This window comes from Acidovorax temperans (assembly GCF_028596105.1).
GTDB classification, from domain to species: Bacteria; Pseudomonadota; Gammaproteobacteria; order Burkholderiales; family Burkholderiaceae_C; genus Acidovorax; species Acidovorax temperans.
Genome location: NZ_CP117194.1, coordinates 52,564 through 73,871 on the forward strand (window position 1 = coordinate 52,564; position 21,308 = coordinate 73,871).

General features: G+C 58.6%; 18 protein-coding genes and 3 pseudogenes. 4 read left to right on the forward strand and 17 right to left on the reverse strand.

Annotation, left to right across the window (positions count from 1 at the left end; genetic code table 11):
- Positions 1 to 48: 48 nt before the first annotated feature.
- Positions 49 to 432, forward strand: a pseudogene (locus PQV96_RS21395) (tyrosine-type recombinase/integrase); the annotation flags it as partial.
- A gap of 82 nt (positions 433 to 514) precedes the next feature.
- Here PQV96_RS21395 and PQV96_RS21400 read toward each other — a convergent pair.
- The 6 genes and pseudogenes from PQV96_RS21400 to PQV96_RS21425 all read right to left on the reverse strand — a co-directional run.
- On the reverse strand, positions 515 to 1,447 hold the full coding sequence (locus PQV96_RS21400; protein WP_273625375.1) for an electron transfer flavoprotein subunit alpha/FixB family protein: 933 nt from the start codon (positions 1,445 to 1,447) through the stop codon (positions 515 to 517).
- Positions 1,448 to 1,465: 18 nt separating this feature from the next.
- Positions 1,466 to 2,215, reverse strand: a complete 750-nt coding sequence (locus tag PQV96_RS21405; RefSeq protein ID WP_273625376.1) for an electron transfer flavoprotein subunit beta/FixA family protein — start codon at positions 2,213 to 2,215, stop codon at positions 1,466 to 1,468.
- 100 nt (positions 2,216 to 2,315) lie between these two features.
- Positions 2,316 to 3,428 (reverse strand): NADH:flavin oxidoreductase/NADH oxidase, encoded by a 1,113-nt coding sequence (locus tag PQV96_RS21410; RefSeq protein ID WP_196995833.1) that lies wholly within the window; start codon positions 3,426 to 3,428, stop codon positions 2,316 to 2,318.
- 15 nt (positions 3,429 to 3,443) lie between these two features.
- Entirely contained in the window at positions 3,444 to 4,460 is a 1,017-nt protein-coding gene (locus PQV96_RS21415) for a LacI family DNA-binding transcriptional regulator (RefSeq protein WP_273625378.1), read from the reverse strand.
- A gap of 60 nt (positions 4,461 to 4,520) precedes the next feature.
- Entirely contained in the window at positions 4,521 to 6,116 is a 1,596-nt protein-coding gene (locus PQV96_RS21420) for a GMC family oxidoreductase (protein ID WP_273625402.1), read from the reverse strand.
- 38 nt (positions 6,117 to 6,154) lie between these two features.
- Positions 6,155 to 6,349 (reverse strand): annotated as a pseudogene (locus tag PQV96_RS21425) (FAD-binding oxidoreductase); the annotation flags it as partial.
- An 81-nt stretch (positions 6,350 to 6,430) separates the two neighbouring features.
- Here PQV96_RS21425 and PQV96_RS21430 point away from each other — a divergent pair.
- Positions 6,431 to 7,519 (forward strand): IS5 family transposase, encoded by a 1,089-nt coding sequence (locus tag PQV96_RS21430; protein ID WP_125958923.1) that lies wholly within the window; start codon positions 6,431 to 6,433, stop codon positions 7,517 to 7,519.
- Here PQV96_RS21430 and PQV96_RS21435 read toward each other — a convergent pair.
- The 8 genes from PQV96_RS21435 to PQV96_RS21470 all read right to left on the reverse strand — a co-directional run bounded on the left by PQV96_RS21435 (position 7,510) and on the right by PQV96_RS21470 (position 16,591).
- A complete protein-coding gene (locus PQV96_RS21435; protein ID WP_273625379.1) occupies positions 7,510 to 8,868 on the reverse strand; it encodes an FAD-binding oxidoreductase in 1,359 nt (452 codons plus the stop codon). The genes PQV96_RS21430 and PQV96_RS21435 overlap by 10 nt on opposite strands.
- Positions 8,858 to 9,679 (reverse strand): shikimate dehydrogenase family protein, encoded by an 822-nt coding sequence (locus PQV96_RS21440; RefSeq protein WP_273625380.1) that lies wholly within the window; start codon positions 9,677 to 9,679, stop codon positions 8,858 to 8,860. The genes PQV96_RS21435 and PQV96_RS21440 overlap by 11 nt, the downstream gene beginning before the upstream one ends.
- A gap of 3 nt (positions 9,680 to 9,682) precedes the next feature.
- On the reverse strand, positions 9,683 to 11,128 hold the full coding sequence (locus PQV96_RS21445) for an aldehyde dehydrogenase family protein (RefSeq protein WP_196995837.1): 1,446 nt from the start codon (positions 11,126 to 11,128) through the stop codon (positions 9,683 to 9,685).
- A 27-nt stretch (positions 11,129 to 11,155) separates the two neighbouring features.
- Positions 11,156 to 11,929 carry an SDR family oxidoreductase gene (locus PQV96_RS21450; RefSeq protein WP_196995838.1) on the reverse strand — a complete coding sequence of 258 codons (774 nt, stop codon included), beginning with the start codon at positions 11,927 to 11,929 and terminating at the stop codon, positions 11,156 to 11,158.
- Positions 11,930 to 11,956: 27 nt separating this feature from the next.
- The gene (locus PQV96_RS21455) at positions 11,957 to 12,661 is read right to left on the reverse strand and encodes an ABC transporter ATP-binding protein (RefSeq protein ID WP_196995839.1); all 705 of its coding nucleotides are present in this window, start codon (positions 12,659 to 12,661) and stop codon (positions 11,957 to 11,959) included.
- The gene (locus tag PQV96_RS21460) at positions 12,645 to 14,429 is read right to left on the reverse strand and encodes a branched-chain amino acid ABC transporter ATP-binding protein/permease (RefSeq protein ID WP_273625381.1); all 1,785 of its coding nucleotides are present in this window, start codon (positions 14,427 to 14,429) and stop codon (positions 12,645 to 12,647) included. The genes PQV96_RS21455 and PQV96_RS21460 overlap by 17 nt, the downstream gene beginning before the upstream one ends.
- Positions 14,430 to 14,440: 11 nt before the next feature.
- Positions 14,441 to 15,313 (reverse strand): branched-chain amino acid ABC transporter permease, encoded by an 873-nt coding sequence (locus PQV96_RS21465; protein ID WP_196995841.1) that lies wholly within the window; start codon positions 15,311 to 15,313, stop codon positions 14,441 to 14,443.
- Positions 15,314 to 15,385: 72 nt separating this feature from the next.
- The gene (locus PQV96_RS21470) at positions 15,386 to 16,591 is read right to left on the reverse strand and encodes an ABC transporter substrate-binding protein (RefSeq protein WP_273625404.1); all 1,206 of its coding nucleotides are present in this window, start codon (positions 16,589 to 16,591) and stop codon (positions 15,386 to 15,388) included.
- 861 nt (positions 16,592 to 17,452) lie between these two features.
- Between PQV96_RS21470 and PQV96_RS21475 the strand changes: the two genes are divergently transcribed.
- Complete coding sequence (locus tag PQV96_RS21475) at positions 17,453 to 17,965, forward strand: glycine zipper 2TM domain-containing protein (protein WP_082758754.1); 513 nt, start codon at positions 17,453 to 17,455, stop codon at positions 17,963 to 17,965.
- 72 nt (positions 17,966 to 18,037) lie between these two features.
- Here PQV96_RS21475 and PQV96_RS21480 read toward each other — a convergent pair whose 3' ends face one another.
- The gene (locus PQV96_RS21480) at positions 18,038 to 19,207 is read right to left on the reverse strand and encodes an ATPase (protein ID WP_066695280.1); all 1,170 of its coding nucleotides are present in this window, start codon (positions 19,205 to 19,207) and stop codon (positions 18,038 to 18,040) included.
- Positions 19,197 to 19,394, reverse strand: a complete 198-nt coding sequence (locus tag PQV96_RS21485) for a hypothetical protein (protein ID WP_066695278.1) — start codon at positions 19,392 to 19,394, stop codon at positions 19,197 to 19,199. Before PQV96_RS21485 ends, PQV96_RS21480 begins: the two co-directional genes overlap by 11 nt.
- A gap of 257 nt (positions 19,395 to 19,651) precedes the next feature.
- On the opposite strand from PQV96_RS21485, the gene PQV96_RS21490 reads away from it, so the two are divergent.
- Complete coding sequence (locus PQV96_RS21490) at positions 19,652 to 19,945, forward strand: H-NS histone family protein (RefSeq protein ID WP_273625382.1); 294 nt, start codon at positions 19,652 to 19,654, stop codon at positions 19,943 to 19,945.
- 447 nt (positions 19,946 to 20,392) lie between these two features.
- Here PQV96_RS21490 and PQV96_RS21495 read toward each other — a convergent pair.
- A pseudogene (locus PQV96_RS21495) lies at positions 20,393 to 21,067 on the reverse strand (Tn3 family transposase); the annotation flags it as partial.
- Positions 21,068 to 21,308: the final 241 nt, after the last annotated feature.

Sequence of the window (21,308 nt, forward strand, 5' to 3'; positions counted from 1 at the left end):
GGGATTGGGGATGCCTTGGCCTATGGCCGATTTATGCAACAAAGCCCCATGGTGATGCAACGCAAAACACAACGGCCAGTCCAGTTTGAAATCACCCCGACGACTCGCGAAGATGTTGACGCTTGGATATGCCAAGCAGGACTCAAGTCGGAGGACTATCTCTTCCCGAGCCGACTACACGGTTCTCCCCACATTGGAACCCGCCAATACGCGAGGCTGGTTCATCGACGGGTCGGTGAAATCGGGTTGGACACAACTGCGTACGGAACGCATTCGATGCGTCGCAGCAAAGCATCCTTGATCTATAAGAAAACCAAGAACCTCAGGGCTGTTCAGATTCTGCTTGGGCATACCAAGCTGGAAAGCACGGTGCGCTATCTGGGCATTGAAGTGGACGACGCACTGGATCTGGCCGAGGAGCTGGACATATGACGAAGAACCCAACCAGATCGTGCATCTATCATCGACCACTCAAGTGAAGGTGGAGCCCCGGGGATAGTCGATCCACCGCCGATCAACCCAGAGCTTTCACCAATTCTGGCACTGCTTGGAACAAATCCGCCTCCAGCCCATAGTCGGCCACCGAGAAGATCGGCGCCTCCGGGTCCTTGTTGATCGCCACGATCACCTTGGAGTCCTTCATGCCCGCCAGGTGCTGGATCGCCCCGCTGATGCCGCAGGCGATGTACAGCTGCGGCGCCACGATCTTGCCGGTCTGGCCCACTTGCAGGTCGTTCGGGGCGTAGCCCGCGTCCACCGCCGCACGGCTGGCACCGATGGCCGCACCCAGCTTGTCAGCCAGCGGGGTGATGACTTCGTTGAACTTCTCGCAGCTGCCCAGTGCGCGACCACCCGAGACGATGATCTTGGCTGCCGTCAGCTCGGGGCGCTCGCTCTTGGCGATCTCGCTGCCCGCGAAGCGGCTCTTGCCGCTGTCAGCCGCTGCGGCCTGGGTTTCCACGGCAGCGCTGCCGCCTTGGCCCGCAGCGTCGAAGCCGGTGGTGCGCACGGTGATGACTTTGACCTTGTCGGCGCTTTGCACGGTGGCAATGGCGTTGCCCGCGTAGATGGGGCGCTCGAAGGTGTCGGGGCTGACGACCTTGGTGATGTCGCTGATCTGGGCGACGTCGAGCTTGGCGGCCACACGGGGTGCCACGTTCTTGCCGCTGGCGGTGGCGGGGAAGAGGATGTGGCTGTAGTTGCCAGCGATGGCCAGCACCTGGGCCGCGACGTTCTCGGCCAGGCCGTGGGCCAGGCTGTCGCCGTCGGCGTGGATGACTTTGGCCACGCCCTGGACCTGGGCGGCGGCTTGGGCGGCAGCGGCAGCGTTGTGCCCGGCCACCAGCACGTGCACTTCACCACCGAGCTGGGCGGCGGCGGTGACGGTGTTGAGCGTGGCGCCCTTCAAGCTGGCGTTGTCGTGTTCTGCAATGACGAGTGCGGTCATGATTCTTCCTGACCTTCTTCAGATCACTTTGGCTTCGTTTTTCAGCTTGTCCACCAGGGCAGCGACGTCAGCCACCTTGATGCCGGCCTTGCGCCCGGCGGGCTCGGCCACCTTCAGGGTCTTCAGGCGCGGGGTGACGTCCACACCGAGGTCTTCGGGTTTGACGGTTTCCAGCGGCTTTTTCTTGGCCTTCATGATGTTGGGCAGGGTGACGTAGCGCGGCTCGTTCAGGCGCAGGTCGGTGGTGACCACGGCGGGCAGCTTGACGCTGAGGGTCTCCAGGCCACCGTCGATCTCGCGGGTGACGCTGGCTTGGCCGTCTGCGACTTCGACCTTGCTGGCGAAGGTGGCCTGCGGCAGGTCGGTGAGCGCAGCGAGCATCTGGCCGGTCTGGTTGGCGTCGTCGTCAATGGCTTGTTTGCCCAGAATCACCAGGCCGGGCTGTTCCTTGGCCACCAGGGCAGCGAGCAGCTTGGCCACGGCCAGGGGCTGCAGTTCGGCATCGGTCTCCACCAGAATGGCTCGGTCGGCGCCGATGGCCATGGCGGTGCGCAGCGTTTCCTGGCATTGCGCCACGCCGCAGGAGACGGCGATCACTTCAGTGGCCGCACCCTTTTCTTTCAGGCGCACCGCCTCTTCCACCGCAATCTCGTCGAACGGGTTCATGCTCATCTTGACGTTCGCGATGTCCACGCCCGACCCGTCGGCCTTCACGCGTACCTTCACGTTGTAGTCCACCACGCGTTTCACTGGTACAAGGATTTTCATGAGTTTGCTGTTTGATAACGTGAAATAAGGAGCCTCAACATCGAGGAAAGCCAGCAATCGAATAGGTTGCACTGACCAGAGCAAATACCGCCGGGCAAAGTCAGCGCTGTCCGATACGGGTGTCCCCAAAAAGGTGAGTCAACCCACGAGGCTGTGATCGCCAATAGGGTGGCGGAGCCTCAACTTCGGCGCCCAAGGTGGCCGCAGCGTGCCATGGCCAGCGAGGGTTGAACAAAATCGCTCTGGCCAATCCGACCAAATCTGCACGGCCTTCTGCGACGATATCTTCTGCCTGCTGAGCCTCCGTCACCAGTCCAACAGCGACGGTCGGCAAACCCGTGGCCTGGCGAATCCGTTCGGCCAGTCCAACTTGGTAATTAGGGCCGATAGGAATTTTCTGAAGCGGAGAAACCCCGCCGCTGGAGACATGCACAAACGCCACACCCCGCCGCTTCAGCTCGGAACAGAAGGCTACGCTCTGCTCGATGTCCCAACCACCGTCCACCCAATCGGTAGCGGAGATCCGAACACCGACAGGTATAGAGGACGGTACTGCCGCTCGAACAGCTTCGAAAACGTCTAGCGGAAAACGCATTCGATTTTCCAGTTTCCCACCGTATTCATCTCGTCTGAAATTGGACAAAGGCGACAAGAACTGGTGCAACAGGTAACCGTGCGCGGCATGTACCTCGATGGCATTTATGCCAACACGGTACGCCCTTTCGGCGGCGTCTGCAAAGGCACAACGGATACGCTCCATGCCAGCCTTGTCAAGTTCGATGGGAGCTGGTTCCCCTTCGAGATGCGACACGGCAGAAGGCGCCAAGGGAGCCCAACCACCCTGATCTGTCGGTATCAGTTGCCCACCTTCCCAGGGGACATGACTTGAAGCCTTGCGGCCTGCATGCGACAACTGTATGGCAACAGGCATGGTTGAGAATTGGCGCGCTTTGGTGAGAGTTCGTTTCAACGAATCCTCATTAACTTCCGACCACAAGCCCAAATCCTGATGTGAGATACGACCCTCTCTCGTTACTGCTGTGGCCTCCAGAATCAACAAGCCAGCACCGGACAGCAACAGGTGCCCAAGGTGTACCAGATGCCAATCCCCAGCATTACCCTCGTGTGCGGAATACTGGCACATGGGGGCAATGACGATCCGGTTTTTGAGGCTTAGGGCCCCCAACGAATAAGGAGAGAACAGGTTGCTCATCGCATACCGCCTTCTTTAAATGATTCTCTTCAGGCTGTCCCTAAGCACAACCCGTGTCGACAACAGCGAATCCGACGCATCTGAAGATCCTTCGATCAAATTCACTATGCGGTTGGCTGCCAGTGATCCGATTTCGACCTTGGGCACATGCACAGTGGTCAGCTGTGGTTCAACTAAACTGGCCAACTCAATATCGTCGGAGCCTGTGATAGATAGATCTTCCGGTACATTGACCCCCTGATCTCTGCACTCAGCCATAGCGCCGATGGCGATCAAATCGTTGCCACAAATAAGGACTGTGGGCCTGACTTGAGTGGCCAAGACCAAACGCACTGCCTGCCGCCCCCCCTCAAAAGTAAAGGGCTGTTCAATGATTCGTTCCGGGCGCAGGGTCTGCCCCGCACCCTGCATCGCTGCCTGCGTGCCGGCAATACGGGCCCGGACCCGCTCATTGCGGTAGGACTGCCCGGGACAGATGGCAATTTCAGTATGACCGTGTTCCATCACTACCTGCGCCATCTTGAAAGCCGCGTCGTAGTAAGAGAAACCGACACATGGTCGGCGGTTGGCATCGTCCATCGACCATGTCAGTACATAAGGCAGCTTGTACTGACTCAATAACTCAAATACCGAGTCATCGTGATCGGTACCAACCAACACTACCGCATCCACCCCCCGCTCAACAAAGGATCGCAAAAGACCAAACTCCCGCTCAGGCTTGTATTCATGGCTGGCAACCAGGAGTTGGTAACCCAAGTCCCACAGTGTTTGCTGAAGGGACTGGATTGAAACAGCAAAGATGGGGTTATCAAGCGAAGGGTATATGGCCGCAATAGTACGGGTACGCCGAGAAGCCAAAGCCATTGCCGGACCATTGCGCACATACCCCAACTGATCAACTGCCCGACTCACACGTTCCAAGGTAGAAGGTTTTACCTGGTGGGGCACCGACAGCGCACGTGAGGCGCTGCCCAAGGAAACACCTGCAAGCCGAGCCACATCCTCTAGAGTGGGGCGAATACCAGTGATCATATGCTTCAGAAACGTAAATCAGTGGATATCAACGCCTACCCGGAGATTCCTGTAACGCCCTCAGGACAGGCGATCACCGAGAATCAAATCGGCGCCTTTTTCCGAGACCATTATGACGGCGCCCTGAATGTTGCCTGAGACCATCTTGGGCATCACTGAGGCGTCGACAATGCGCAGCCCATTCAGTCCCTTGACTTTCAGCCGAGGGTCGACAACCGCCCGGTCATCAGTGCCCATGCGACAGGTGCCTAACGGGTGGTAGATGGTCTGACCATCTTTGCGGGCAAACTCAAGCCAGTCAGCATCTGAGACAACCGAGGCACCTGGATTCATTTCATGCTCGATGAAATGTGCCATCGCGGGCTGCGACATGATGTGGCGCGCGAGTTTCATGCTGCTGACGATGCACTGTTGGTCCACCTCGCTGGCCAGGAAATTGGGCCGGATCGCTGGCTGATCAAACGGATCTGCGGACCGAACATGAATAGTGCCTTGGGACTCCGGGCGCAACTGCGTTACTCCTATCGTCATCCCCGGCGCACGGTCGAGGATACGCTCGGCGGCATTGGCGTAGCTCGCGTGCACCACGAAGTACTGTGCATCTGGCGAGGGCAGATCCGAGCGGGTTTTGACAAAGCCATGGACGAGGCCAGTTCCCAGAGTCAAGATACCTTTGCGTGTACTGAAATACTTGGCAACCTCGCGTACCAGGCGCCAACCTCGGGACATCTCGTTCAGGGTGACCGTGTTCTTAACGCGCCAGTTCATCCGCGTGGCGAAGTGGTCTATATAGTTCTCACCCACCCCAGGCAAAGCATGTCTCACCGGGATGCCAAGTGATTGCAACAACTCGGGACGACCAATGCCCGACAGCTCGAGAATCTGAGGGGTCTGAATAGCGCCTGCGGCCATGATGACCTCCGACGAGGCCGCCACCGTGAACTCGCGTCCCTCGCGACGGTAGGTCACTCCCGTGCATCGAGTGCCTTGCAGTTCAAGTCGCAGCACATGAGCCCCGGTTCGGATCACCAGATTCGACCGAGAACGCGCCGGCTTAAGGTAGGCGTCGTAGGCACTGCAGCGCTGTCCATTGAGCTGGTTGACCTGGTAGTAGCCAAAGCCTTCCTGGGTGGGCGAGTTGTAATCCTCGTTAAAGACTTGACCAGCTTGCTCCGCCGCCTTCAAGAATGCATCTGAGATGGGAAACCGTTCGCGTACCTGGTCCAACTGAAGCGGCCCCGACTTGCCACGCGTTTCACCGCCGAGCGAGTAGCTTTCCAGGCGCCGGAAATAGGGCTCTATGTCAGCGTAGCCCCAGCCGGTTGCTCCCGCAGCTGCCCAGGCGTCGTAATCGCCGGGCTGCCCACGCACATAAATCATGCCGTTGATCAGGCTGGATCCGCCCAGGCCCTTCCCACGTGGTACCGAGATGACCCGCCCATTGGTGTTTTCTTCAGGTGTGGTCTTGAACAGCCAGTTGTATTTTTTGTTTGTCAGCAGTTTGCTGAATCCGGCCGGGATGCCAATCCACGGGCTCGATGGCTCTCCTCCCGCTTCGATCAGCAGCACTCGGTGCTTGCCCGATGCGCTCAGGCGATCTGCGAGCACGCAGCCAGCCGTGCCACCTCCAACAATCACGTAATCGTAGGTTTCCATGTCCATTAGAACTTCATTAATGATTGATTCCACGGCGATCAACGGAGGGCGAGCACCTTGCCAGGGTTCAGGGTGTTCTGAGGATCGATGGCCTGCTTGATACGCCGTGCGATGTGCAATTCAAGCGGGGCTCGACACCGCACGAGTTCGTCTACCCGGTACTGACCGATGCCGTGTTCTGCCGAGATACTTCCGCCGAACTCGACCACGACGTCGTGCACCAGCCGGTTAACAGGCCGTTGAAAAATCCTTCGCCGCCGCCCGTGTGGGCCGCTACGATCTGAAGCCATCGGCGAACAACCCAGACGAGGACGATGAGAGGCAACCAAGACTTCCAGGGGGCGATGTTCAGCTACATCAGCCTTGAAGAGCGCGTGCCAGCGGCACACCCGCTGCGCAAGTTGCGCGCCGTGGTCGATGCGCTGCTGGCGACGATGCACAGCGAGTTCGAAGCGGTGTATGCCCGCCGCGGGCGCCCCTCGGTGCCGCCCGAGATGCTGCTCAAGGCCTTGCTGCTGCAGATCCTGTTCTCCATCCGCAGCGAGCGCCAACTGGTCGAGGCGGTCAACTACAACCTGCTGTACCGCTGGTTCGTGGGCCTGAACATCGAAGACAAGGTCTGGGACCACTCCACCTTCAGCGCCAACCGCGAACGCTTGTTCAACGAAGACCTCGCCCGTGCCTTCTTCGAGCGCGTCAAGCTCAGCGCCCAGTGGGGGCGGCTTGCCAGCGACGAGCACTTCAGCGTGGACGGCACGCTCATCGAAGCCTGGGCCTCGCACAAGAGCTTCAAGCGCAAAGACGATGACAGCGACACGCCGCCCGGACGCAATCCCGAGGTGGACTTCAAAGGACAGGAGCGCTGCAACGACACCCACCAAAGCACCACGGACGCTGATGCACGGTTGTTCAAGAAGAGCGCGGGTGACAAGTCCCGCCTGTGCCACATGGGGCACATCCTCATGGAAAACCGCAACGGGCTGATCGTGGATGTCGAGATCACCCACGCCAGTGGCACCGCCGAGCGCGAAGCGGCGCTGGCCATGCTGGGGCGCCGGGGCAACAGGAACAAGCGGGCCACGGTCGGGGCCGACAAGGGCTACGACAGCAAGGCCTTCATCAAGGGCTGCCGCCGGCTTTTGGTCACGCCACACGTGGCGGCCAAGGACAAGCACTCGGCGGTCGACGCCAGAGTCACGCGGCACGAGAGCTACAAGACCAGCCTGAAGGTGCGCAAGCGCATCGAGGAGGCCTTTGGCTGGATCAAGACCGTGGGTGGTCTGGCCAAGACCAAGCTGATCGGTCAGGCCAAGCTCGCGGGCCAGGCGCTGCTGTGCTTTGCCACCTACAACCTGGTGCGCATGGGCAGTCTGGGTGGCTGGTGGGACGCGCATCATGCGTGAGCCATGGGATACGTGCGCCCGAAACGGGCAAAACGGCCTGCAAACAGGCCGAAATGGCCCTCGAATTTGATTCGTGGGCGCGTCTGGGCGACTTGCTTCTTCGAAATCCACGACCTTGATGCGTTCGAAGAGCACTTTTTCAACGGCCTGTTAAGTGCTGAGGCATCCAGCGACGCCGGGACAATCACGTTGTAGTGAAGGTTGCCGTCACCAGCATGACCGAACGTGTTGATGCGTGCTTCGGGAAAGGCGCACATTACCGCCTCATCGGCTGCCTTCAGAAAGTCCGGTATTGCCGAGATGGGCACGGATACGTCATGTTTGACCGAACGACCCTCTCGACCCTCAGCTTCCGTGATGGATTCGCGTAAGGCCCACAAATCCGCTTCCTGGCGCTCGGATTCCGCCACCACACCATCGGAGGCGATCTCTTGTTCGAGCACTTCGCCCAGGAAAGCCTCCGTGGCGTCACGCAGCCCAGGCAAAGAGGAACTGGCCTCCAGAAGCACGTACCAAGCTGAATCGCCCAGAGGTACCTTGAGATGCTGGTGTCGGCTCACCCGCTCCAGAGATGCACCCGACATCAATTCAAACCCGGTCAGCGTCTCGCCTATCGCTGCCCGAGCGGCGCAGAGCACCCTCAAAGCATCGGCCGGAGACGGAACGGCCAGCAAAGCCGTAACACGGTAGCGCGGCTTGGGTGCCAGTTGCAACACAGCAGCAGTCACAATGCCCAGGGTACCTTCGGTGCCGATAAACCACTGTTTCCAGTCGTAGCCCGCGTTGTCTTTGCGCAAGCGTCGCAGTCCGTTGATCACCTGGCCGTCCGCGGTGACGACTTCCAGCCCCAGAATACGAGAACGCGCCATGCCGTAGCGCAGCACGTTCGTGCCACCCGCATTAGTCGAGACGATGCCACCGATGCGCGCCGAACCTTCTGCAGCAAGGGTAATAGGCAGCAATAGTCCCTTTTCATTCACAGCTTGCTGCGCCGTTTGGAGTACGCAACCGGCTTCGACTTCAATGGTCTCGCCTATCACATCAATGTCCCGAATGGCATTCATGCGGGCCAGCGACAGCACCACCTGTTGACCGCTGGCGTCGGGTGTTGCTCCACCCGACAAACCGGTATTTCCGCCGTACGGCACCACGGCCACACCGGCTTTCGAGCACAGGCGCACCACTTCCGCCACCTCCTGGGTTTTGCGCGGCAACACGGCACATAGTGGGCGCCCAACGAACATTTGTCGCCAGTCGTGACAAAAGGGGATCAGATCAGTCTCTTCGGTCACAACGCCACGCTCACCGACAACCTGACCCAGAGCTGCGAGTAAGGCGTCACTCTGCATGCTCTACTCCTTCGGTGTGCCCATGACGCATGAAGGCCGCCATCAGGGGAATCTGACTGGCGAGCATGGGCGCACCCATGTGAATGCGACACCCCCTGGCACGAGCTTCCTTGAGCAAGGCTGTCTCAGCGGGCTGCATGATGATTTCAGCCACTGTCTGTTCCGGGTGAAGGCGCGCAGTATCGAGCGGCAGGGCGTCATCACCGCGTAGGCCCAGCGACGTACCGTTCACTACCAGGTCGTGTCTGGAGGGATCGTCAGTCCCGACCAGCAACTCCACTCCAGGCGCCACCGTGCGGATACGCTCTATGAGCTGGCGTACTTTGTCGGTGGTGCGGTTGGCGATGGTCAGGCGGCTCACACCGGCACAGGCCAGGGCAAAAGCAATGGCGCTTGCGGCGCCGCCAGCCCCGGCCAGATAGGCACTTCGGCCCCTCGGCTCGATGCCTTCATGGCGCAGTCCCGCGACAAATCCCTCCCCGTCCAGCATGCTGCCGATCAGTCGCCCTTGTTCCGTCCGGTGGACCACGTTGACCGCCCCGATGAGCCGCGCATGGGCAGACACTTCGTCGCACAAATCGACCATGGCCGTCTTGTGAGGCACCGTGACCACAAAGCCGGCCAGGTTTTTCATGACCCGCAGCCCTTGCACAACTGCGGCCAGTTGACCCGTGCCGACATGGATGGGAACCATCACGCCATCGAATCCCTCCGCCTCAAAGTGGCTGTTGATCCTCTGAGGTGTTTTGACGTGATGAATAGGGTCCGCGAGAATGCCAAAGACTTGGGTGTTTCCAGTGATGACTTGCATGGGTCAGGCCAGGGTGTAAGCAGTTTTGACTGAGGTGTAGAACTCGCGGGCATAAGTACCCTGTTCACGGGGACCATGGCTGGATCCTTTGCGGCCGCCAAACGGCGCGTGGTAGTCGACCCCGGCCGTCGGCACGTTGACCATCACCATGCCGGCGGTTGAGCGGCGTTTGAAATCCGTCGAGTGCTTCAGCGAAGTGGTGCAGATCCCAGAAGACAGACCGAAATCGGTGTCGTTGGCTGTTGCCACCGCCTCTTCGTAGTCCTTGACGCGGATGACGGACGCCACAGGACCGAAGACTTCTTCGCGGTTGATGCGCATGGTGTTCTGCGTCTCGGTGATCAGTGCTGGCGATAGGTAGAACCCCGGGGTCTCACGCACCAGCAGTTCTCCGCCGGCGACCAGGCGCCCACCTTCCTGACAGCCCAGTTCGATGTAGTGCATGTCCTGATCCAACTGGTCCTGGGAGGCGACTGGACCGATGTCTGTTCCTGGCTTGAGCGCGTGATTCACACTGAGTGCGGCCATCCGCTTTGCCATCGCGGCGATGAACGCATCGTGAATGCCATCTTCCACCACCAGCCGGCTGGAACCCGTACAGCGCTGCCCGGTGGAAAAGAACGACCCGTTGATCGCGACAGAAACAGCCTGTTCGAGATTCGCATCGTTGAGGATCACCAGCGGATTCTTGCCCCCCATTTCCAGCTGGACCTTGGCACCGCGCTCCATGCACGTCAAACCAATGGCGCGACCTGTCTGAACCGAGCCGGTGAAGGTGATGGCGCGTACCTTTCGGGAGGTTGCGAGCGTCTGCCCAACCTTGGAGCCCGGGCCCATCACAAGGTTGAAGACGCCGTCTGGCAACTTCCCGGCGCGGGCGATGATTTCAGACAGCGCCCAGGCACTACCTGGGACCAGATCGGCCGGCTTGAAGACCACGGCGTTGCCGTAGGCCAAGGCAGGCGCGATTTTCCAGGCTGGAATGGCGATAGGAAAGTTCCAAGGCGTGATGATGCCCACCACACCTTCGGGTTCTCGGCTGACCTCGACATCGACACCGGCGCGGATGGATGGCAGTTTTTCGCCGCCTAGACGCAAGGCTTCACCCGCAAAAAACTTGAATACGCGCCCCGCGCGCACCACTTCGCCCACCCCCTCAGCCAACGTCTTACCTTCTTCGCGCGACAACAAGGTGCCCAGTTCGTCCTGGCGGGCCAAGATTTCCGTCCCGATTCGGTCCAGCGCATCGGAACGCTGTTCTGCGGTGCAATTGGCCCATAGCTTTTGCGCTTCGTGGGCGGCATCGATGGCCTGTGCGGCCTGTGCGGCATCGGCGCGAGCGTATTCACCGATCACGTCGTTGGTGTCCGAAGGGTTAAGGTTCAAACCGACGGAGACTCCGTCGACCCACGCGCCAGCAATAAAGTTCTTGTGCAGCTTGGTACTCATAGTGTTTGTTCTGTTCAAAATGGGGGGTCAGGTCATGAGCCAGCCACCAGCCACATCGATGACCTGCCCGGTAATGAAGCTGGCGCGTTCGGAGGTCAGAAACAGGCAGGCATCAGCCACTTCCGTGGGTTTTCCAAGACGCCGCAGAGGCGTCACGTCGATCACCGCCTGATTGGCCTCAACAGGGGCGCCCGCGACCATGGGAGTGTCGATGCGTCCAGGTGCCAGAGCGTTGACGGTGATTCCGTGGGGACCCAGTTCGCCTGCGAGGTGCCGGGTCATACCTATCAGCGCCGCCTTTGTGGTGCTGTAGTGTGCGGCGACGATGTCCAGGTACGCCTTGCCCGCCACCGAGGACATGTTGACGATGCGGCCGAAGCGCCGCTCAACCATACCCGGAGCTAGCAAACGCGTGAAGTGAAAGACACTGTTCAAGTTGACGTCCATCACCTGGTGCCATTCCGCCGGATCCATCTGCCAGATGGGTGCAGGCAGGCCACCATGCTTGGGCGAAATTCCAGCATTGTTGATGACCGTATCGATTGGCCCCAACGCGGCTTCGATGCTGTGACACGCACGCTGACAGTCGTCAAACCGCCCCACGTCCGCGGCAACAACGTGGAGCCTGTGACCTGCCGCCGTCAGCCGGGAGGCGAGGGCAACCGCTGCCTCGGCTGAGCGGTCAACAATGCCTACCGCGGCGCCTCGCAGAGCATATTGTTCGGCTATTGCCGAACCGATACCACCACCGCCACCGGTCACCAGGACCACCCGGCCTTGGTGTGTCTGTTCGTTGTCCATGTGATATTCCGTTTGAAGTGGTGGACTTCAATGACCCAGGTACGCGCGGCGTACGTGCGGGTTTTCCAGAAGCTCTTTCCCGGTGCCTGTCAGAGTGATAGCCCCGTTTTCAAGCACGTATCCCCGATCCGCGATCTGCAGCGTATGAAATACGTTCTGCTCCACGAGCAAGACGGTAGTGCCCTGCTCTGCAACGGTTCGAATCACGTTGAACATCTGGTCTACCAGCAGAGGAGAAAGTCCGAGTGACGGCTCATCAAAGATCAGTAGCCGCGGGTCGGCCATCATTCCGCGCGCAATGGCCACCATCTGCTGCTCGCCTCCCGACAACGAGCCGGCCAATTGCGCCAGACGCTCCTTGACGCGGGGAAAGATGGCCAGCACACGCTCCATGCGCTCTTGGTGGAACTTGCGGGCCGAAGGCTTGTAGGCCCCCATCAGCAGGTTGTCTTCCACGGTCAGGAACGGAAATAGCTGCCGCCCCTCGGGAATCATCGTGACCCCTAGCTCAACGATCTCATGAGGCGCATGAGAGGTCAGCTCAATGCCGTCGAACTCGATGCTGCCACTGCGTGCCTTTACGATGCCACAGAGCGTCTTGAGCGTGGTCGTCTTACCGGCGCCGTTTGCCCCGACAAGTGTGACCACCTCCCCAACCTGCACATCCAGCGACACACCTTGCAGCACCTCACTTTTGCCGTAGCCGGCCTTCACATCACGCAGTTTGAGCATGGGTGTATCCCTTTCCCAGATAGGCTTCGATGACAGCCGGGTCGTTGACCACATCGGCCGGTTTACCCTCACGCAGGACTTGCCCCACGTTGATGACCACTATTCGGTCGGACAACGCCATGGTGGCTTGCATCAAGTGCTCGATCATCAGCACCGATACACCTGCATCCCGTATGCGCCGGATCATGGTGATGGCCCGCGCCACATCGGACGGATTCAAACCAGCCAGCACCTCGTCAAGCAGCAGAATGCGTGGCCGGGTGGCTAGGGCCCGCGCTACTTCAAGGCGTTTCATGCCTCCCACGGTGAGGCTGCGGGCTTCGGTGTCCAGCAGTGGAGTCAGGTCGGTCAACTCGGCCACTTCCCGTGCAATGGCTTCGGCAGCGGCACGGTTGCGGGTGTGCATGAATGCACCCAGCATGATGTTTTCCATAACCGACAAACCGGCAAACGGCTGAACGATCTGGAACGTGCGACCAACACCTGCATGAGCAAACGTCTCGGGTGAACGTGGTGAGACCCAGCCGTTGTCTGTAAGCACACTCACAGTGCCTTGGTCGGGCCTGATGAAACCCGAGAGCTGGTTGAACACAGTGGTCTTGCCCGCACCGTTGGGACCAATCACACCCAGAATTTCACCTTGGTGCAATGTCAGCGAGACGTTATCAGTGGCCTTGAGACCGCCGAAGCGCTTATGCAGTCCCTCTGCACGCAAGATGGGTTGACCTTTGGTGGCTATCGGCGGCTTGATGGCAGCGGTAGGTAACACGACACTCCCGGCCTTGGCACCGTTGGGCAGGCGGTCGATCAGGCGCAGTACACGTTCGCTAAGGTGCCCCACCAGACCGCGCGGGAAGAACAACACGACAAAAATCAACAGCAGGCCGTACACGAACCCATGCGTTCCGTTCCCGAAGGCGCTCAACCATCCACGGGCCAACTCTGCCACTGGCAAGACCAACACGGTACCGATCACCGGGCCCGCCACGGTACCCAAGCCGCCGATCAAGGCGAACATTGCGATCTGGATTGACATCTCCAACGAGAAGGCTGACGACGGTTCCAGGAATGTCAGGTACATGCCATGAAAGCTGCCGATCAGGCTAGTGAGCACTGCAGAGATCACCGCCGCTGCAATCTTGGCCCGTACAGCGTTCACGCCAACGGCCCTGGCTGCGTCTTCGCGTTCGCGCACAGCAATCAGATAGAAGCCGAATCGCGATCGGCGGATCAGCCAGCTCACCAAGAGTGCGAGCAGGAAGAATCCAAACGCCACCAGAAGGTACGCCCACTTTTCCCGAAAGATCATCCAGGGCAGCCCAACCTGCAACGGCACGTTTAGCCCGGCAGAACCGCCGGTCCACCCCTCCTGGTGTACCGCCAGCAGACGGACGACTTCGAGAAAAGCGATCGTAGCCAGTGAAAAGAAAGGGCCACGAAGACGCAGCGTTGGGTACGCGATCATCAGCGCAACGACCGAGGAAATCGCAGCACCGGCAAACATACCAATCCAGGGAGATATCCCGAACATAGCGACAAGCAGGCCTGCCGAGTAGCTACCGATGCCGTAGAAGACGGCGTGGCCGAGAGACAGTTGCCCAGCAAAGCCGCCGACTATGTTCCAGGCAGTTGCCAGCCCGGCGAAGACACACACCTGAATAGCCAGGTGATATACAAATGGCGACTTGACTGCGAGAGGCACCAGAAGTATGGACAACAAGGCCAGCAGGCCAACGTAAACCCTGGGGTGCAAGATGGGGGGCATCATGGTGATGTCCTTTACTCAGATCCACGACCCAGACCAAACAGGCCGGTTGGTCGAACAATAAGGATGGCCAGGAACAGCAGGAAGTACACGACCTCCTTCAGCGCGGGGCCTACGTAATAGCCCGCCAGACTGTCGATCAGGCCGATGAGCAGCGATCCGATAACGGCTCCAGGCAAACTCCCCATACCACCCAGGACGACGATCACAAACGCCGTCAGCACGAAGTACTGCCCCACAGTTGGGAAGGCCGGATACTGCACGGCCAGCAAACCGGCCGCCAAGCCAACGAGGCCAGCCCCGATGCCAAATGCGAGCACGTAGGCTTTGTTTACGTCCACCCCCATGAGCGCCGCGGACATTCGGTTTTGAGCGAGAGCGCGAAAGGCGCGCCCCGTGTAGGTGTGCTTCAGGAACAGGTGCATACCCCCTGCGACGATCACCGCAAGCACGAATGTGATGATCTGACCGCTGACGAACGTGAAACTTCCCAGCGACATCGGCTCGGTGCCATACGAGACTTCCGCTTTGCGGATGTCTGCCCCAAACACCATCAGTGCCAGGTTCAGGAGGACCGTCGAAACACCCACCGTGGCAAAAATCTGGATATGGGCATCTGCCGACAGAAGCGGCTGAATAACAGTCCGCTGCATAAGTGCACCGATGCCAAAGAGCAGCACAGCCACCAACCCGGCCGAAGCGTACGGATGCAGACCGAGGTACTGAGCCAGTAACCACACGGCATACATGCCCACCATCAGAAACTCGCCGTGTGCGAAGTTAACCACGCGAACGACGCCGAAAATAAGTGTCAGGCCGATACTGATGATGGCGTAAGCACCACCCAGCAGCAGGCCATTGACCAGAAGTTGTATGAGAATGGACACAGCAGCCCCTCACACCATGCAAGGCATAGCCTTGCATGGCGCTAATGGATAAAGGGAAAGTCGCCTGACCGTTTATTTGGCAGCGATCGGCTTGGCAATCGCGACGGCGTCTGGATACACGGTGACAAGCTTGCCGCCTTGCCACTGCATCAGATTGGTCGATGCCAACTGGTTTTGTCCGTTGTCCGCAAACTGGAAGCCCCAGCCCGCAGCGTTGCCGCCCACCGGTTTGCGATAGGCTAAAACAGCTTCACGAATCTTGTCCTTGTCAGTGGACTTCGCTTGGGCAAGCGCATCCAGGAAACCTTTCGCACCCACGTAGTTCACCAGGCTGTGGCCAGAGCGTGGCTGTATGCCATAGCGCTTTTCGTACGCAGTCACGAACTCTTTGAGACCTGGGGCCCCGGAGTCCTTCATGGTAATTTGAGGGAAATCGACGTTAAACACACCCTCAACCGCAGAGCCCAATGCCTGCGCTGTTTCCTGAAGGGAATAGCCACCGCCCGCGCCGATCACGGCCTTCGGCTTGTAGCCGGCGCTGGCGGACTGGCGGAAGAAAAGCAGTGTGTCGTTCTGGTACGAGGTCTGGAGTACCACGTCTGCGTTGGCCCCCTTGAGACGTAACACCAGAGATGACAGATCAACACTCTTCGCCGAGTAAGGCTGGCTTTCCACCACGTTCAGTCCCAGCCGTTTGGCTTCTTCCTTTTGGAAGTTGCCCACCAGGGTGCCGTACGAACCATCTTCGTGGATGATCGCGATCTTCAAGGACGCCGGATCCACCTTCAGCATGGGTGCGATCACCTTGACTACAGACTCAACACTGCGTTCCGCAAAGCTCTTGGCAGTAGCGTTGCTGCGGAAAACGTATTTGAAGCCGCGCGTGGTGATCGTATCGGCTACGGCCCCCAGTTCGAAGTAGGGCACGCCGGCCAGTTCGGTGACCTGCGTCGCAGCGGCAGAAATGCCTGAGGCGTAACTGCCGAAGATTGCAGAGACGCCCTCAACCGAGGTCAACCGGCGCGCCTCACCGACGGCCTGGTTCGCATCGACTGCGTCTGCCTTGACGAGAACAATCTTCTTGCCGTTGATACCTCCAGCTGCGTTACGTTCGTCAACCGCCATCTGGGTTCCGCGATAGCTCTCATCACCCAGTAGGGCTAGGCCACCACTAAATGGGTACAAAGCACCAAGCTTTATATCTTGCGCATACGCGGGCGCAGCGGCGATGACACACACGCAAGCCAACGCTTGAACGCAGTTTTTCAGACTCTTGATCACCAGCGGTCTCCTTGGTTGTTTCAAAAAATGAAGCGCTTCATATTTGAAGCATATAAATGCGCGTCAAAACGCATCTCTCCGTGCAAGTCTAATATGAAGCGCTTCAAAGTTTGTTCAAAGGCAAAGACTTTTTATTGGTATTTACCCCACCCCGACAGATCAACTAGACCTTATCGGCCTGTCATCCTGGTGATAGTGCGAGCCACCAGACGGATCACGTCTAACGTGCAGCGCTGACAAGGTTGATCAACTCACCGATAGATCGCTTGTGGCGTGACCGCCCTCTTTGCATGGAGTCATGATCCATGCCTGATTGCACTGGACCTACGGGCACTCGTCATGCAGCAGCCTGTTAAGGCAAAAAAGCGGAGTGTGTAATTCTCTCAAGACATACGGCGAGCACACCTCGCCGCTGCGTTGAAGAAACCGGGATGCAGATTGATGTACCGCAGCCTGCACAAGGTGAACAACAAAGTGTCGTGCGCGCAAAGGACACCTGCCGGACGCTCAACTGACTTACACGCTGGCATGCGACGAAGGACAGGTTTTTTACTCTGACGCCGAAACGACGATGGAACGTGGATGGCGGCTTTCAGCCTGATTAAGACTTTAAATCGACTCGGGTAAAACCGGAGAGAAGCATGCGCCTGCCTCGAACTCAGTTTCGAGGCGTAGCGCACTTCGTCTATGCAAAGTGGCCTCGCAGTGGACCTGAAGTTTGGCGGAGTGCAGGTGTCATTGCGACGCTTTGGCAACCACGACTGGTATCGTGCGCTGGTCTGGTCGGTCAGGTAGAGGTGGAACGCGTGGTCACCTTGCCGTGGGCTCAGTGGTCAAGTGCATCTGGTTTCTGCAACTATGAAACTGCCAATCATTGGATTTCTTGCGATCACAGCCACAGCAAGCGCTCTCGCCGCGAATTTCGACGACTACGCCCGAGTTGTGAACGTCCAAGAGCGCTACAGCAACAATGCTCCCGTTTCGTCCACACGCACTGTGTGTGAGCCAGTGCAGCAGCAAGCACAATCAGGGGGTTACGGTGCTGGGACAGCGATTGGCGCGGTCGCTGGCGGCCTCATTGGTAGCCAGGTAGGCAAGGGGAATGGCCGTATCGCTGGTGCCGCCGTAGGAGCCGCCACAGGGGCCATGGCGGGGCACTACATGGAAGGGCAGTACAACCAGCCCAGCCAGCCCCAACAGCGCTGCTATCAAACGAATGATGGCTACAGCAACGGCTACGATGGCGGGGGCCGTCGCCCCATCGGCTACACCGTGACGTATGAATACGCGGGGCGCACATTCACAGAAAACACCTCACGCCCGCCGCAGGGCGACACCATCCGCGTCCGGGTGAACATCAATCCCAATTGAACATGCAGGGCGTCAAGGCTTGAATCTGTCCTGCGGGTCAATTTCGCGTCCGCGAAAATAGCCCCAAGCAGGCTATCGCTCCAAATCCCGGTCACTCTTACGGATCGCAGCGCCCGGGTTTTGCCGTTGCTCATGGAACGTTTGACGGCCTGACTCACCGCGCTCAATACTGGCGGCGATGTTTTCACGCACGCGGGACAAAACCACCTGCTGCTGCTCTTTGCTCAAGAGATTAGATTGCACTGCTTTGCTCAAGGTATCCAACCTCGCATAGTCATTGGCAAGGGTCGGAAAACGCTTCAACACCTCTTGTCGGTCGGCAGTACGGAATGCCTCCGCCTTGGCCTGCTGCTCCTGGGCACGCAGCGCATCAAGCGAAACAATCTTTCCCTTGTCGTAAGCATAGGCCACCGTCGCATACGATCCGCGCTGGAAATCCTGAGCCGCGCTCAATGCCCTGTCATGCGCAACAAACGACTTCTCGTCTGTTTGCTGCAGCACATGGTGTTTGGTCACATTGACCACCCCACCTGAATAAGTCCGGCCAGTTTCCGCAACTGCATCCGTGAAGCGGTCAGCGCCTGCCGCACGGGCCGCGCCTTGCAACTGCTCACGCGAAGCCATGCGCTGCTCAATGGCGCTCAGAAAGCTACCCTTGGCCCATTCTGGGGCGTTGGGAGCCACCTGCAGGCGCTCACCGACCTTCGCAACTACACGCACAGGGCTGGCGCCGCTATTGTCAAAAACAATGGCCTTGTCAGCATGCTCTACCGCAGAGGGTAGTAGATCCATGGCGCGTTCATAGCGCTGACGAATCGCACCAGGCTCGACTGCATGCCCGCCCAGCTCAACGCGATTCGCCACCCGAGCCACATTCTTTTCAGCACTATCAAGCGTCACAAACACCAGCGAAACGCTGTAGCCGCGCTCTTTTGCCTGGGTCAAAAGCGCCACCTTCTCGGGCGTACTCATGACTGTTTCAAATGCAAATGAACGGCCATTGTGCAATGCATCAATGCGCCGTTCTTCTGCGATTTGGGCGGCCTTTATGTTTCGCGCCTGGTAGTCTGGAATTTCTTTTTCAAGGGTCTTGGCAATATCATCAGCATTGATGTATTCACCCTTGAATCCAGTATTGGGATTACTCAGAAATTCACGGTTGATGGTTGATTTTCCAGAGCCATTGGGGCCAGCAAAAACAACCATCATCGGCGGCGTTGTGCCGCGATCATCAGCCTTCATCCGACACCTTGCCAGCGGCTTCGTCTGCCCCTTTGGTGGCCTTATCGGAGGGAGATTTGTCGGGATTCATAGCTGCATCCAGTGGCAACCCGGCAGCCTTGGCCTGGGCCACGGCTGCAGCCACAGCCTTTGAGGCATCAGCCTCAAGCCCGCCATTGAAAAAGTAGTTGTCGAATTGAGTTGCCATATCACACCATCAGTGTGTAAATTTTAGCCAAATGCAACATCAACAGCGGTTTTGTATTGAGAAAATCAATCGTTTTACGAAAAATTACGAGCATCCCAAGTCTTAGCCACTAGAGGACATTCAACACCAGCCCTGCCCGCACCAAACTGGTGAAGTGATACTAGAGAGATTACAAGTCGTAAGAGAAATTTTGCAAACTTTGCTTGCAACGGCATTGATCGTCCTAAAATATAAAAATTAAGTTAGGAGCACAATCAATGAGCGCATACAAAGAACTATTGCAACAGCGCGAAGCGCTTGAGATTCAAATCAAGGAAGCCCGCGCCCGAGAGTTGTCGGATGCAATCGCTTTGGTTCGCAAAACGGTTGATGAATTTGGTCTAACCGTCAGCGATGTGTTTCGACCAAGTGATCGCCGCAGCCTCTCCAAAGGCTCAAAGGTTGAGCCAAAGTACCGGAATCCAGCCACAGGAGAAACCTGGACTGGCCGAGGCAAACCCCCGGTATGGATTCGCAACGAAGACCGCGAACAATTCCGAATCAAGCAATAAAAAAGGGAGCCCATGGGCCAAGCCTCTCGCTTAACCTGTTGAAGCTAGAACGTTCCGGCGGGGCGCTATGTCCCGTCAACCTTTGGCTAGCTGTTATGGCAAAGAGATACTGACCGCCCGGTAGGGTTGATTTGAGCCCCTCGCTTGCACTACAAGCGAGGGGCTTCTTCTTTTCACTATCAGCAGAGTCGTTCTCGCTATACGCGGGATGACAAAAACGTCTTCCCAACCGAGAGTGCGCTGGCGCACGTTGTTTGCAGTGCTCGCGGGCTTAGGGCTGGTCTATCTACTTTACGCCCCGCCCCTGGAACGCAAGTATTTTTGGGACGAGAGTATGGGGGTAGGCGACTCCCGACTCTTGGTGCACCGCACGATGGTCTGGCTGTGGGGACCCTTTGAAGAATCCCTCAGTATGGGATCGTCTCAGAAAACGGAAAATAAAGCACGTTAAGCCGGTGGCAGTGGTCGCAACGGTCTGAACTTGCCTGCGCCGACCTTGGTGCTGCTGCGCCAGAGGTAATCGCCGGTCAGATTGATGTGTTCCCACCCCAGCGGTGACAGGTATTGAAACAGCGTCTCGTCTACCGGTTTGCCGTGCCCGTTCAAAGCATTGGTTGCCCGTTCCAGATAGGCCGTGTTCCAAAGCACGATGGCCGCCGTTACCAGATTGAGGCCGCTGGCCCGGTAGCGTTGTTGCTCAAAACTGCGGTCGCGGATTTCGCCCAGTCGGTTGAAGAACACCGCCCTGGCCAGCGCGTTGCGCGCCTCGCCTTTGTTGAGTCCGGCCTGCACGCGGCGGCGCAGCTCCACGCTTTGCAGCCAATCCAGTATGAACAGCGTGCGCTCAATGCGCCCCAGCTCGCGCAGTGCAACGGCCAGTCCGTTCTGACGCGGATAGCTGCCGAGCTTGCGCAACATCAGCGAGGCCGTCACCGTACCCTGCTTGATCGAAGTGGCGAACCGCAAGATTTCATCCCAATGGGCGCGTATCTGCTTGATGTTCAGCCGGTCGCTGCTAATCACCGGCTTGAGCGCGTCATAGGCGGCATCGCCCTTTGGGATGAATAGCTTGGTGTCGCCCAGGTCTCGGATACGTGGCGCGAATCGGAAGCCCAGTAGACCGAAGTGGCGAAGGACGCTGTAGCGGATGCAGCAAGGCTGGCGGCGAGGATAGCGGTACGAACTTTCATGATGGTCTCCTGTGACGCCGGATGCCCGATATGGTCCATCCAGGTGGCGTTTTTCTGCGCCACGGAGAGAAGTCTAGAACCCGCACCCCTACGAAGCGGTGACCTTCCGATTACGATTTTGAAAGCCACAGGCCGCATGGGGGTTGCTGGCATGCTCTGAAGAGCGCATGAGC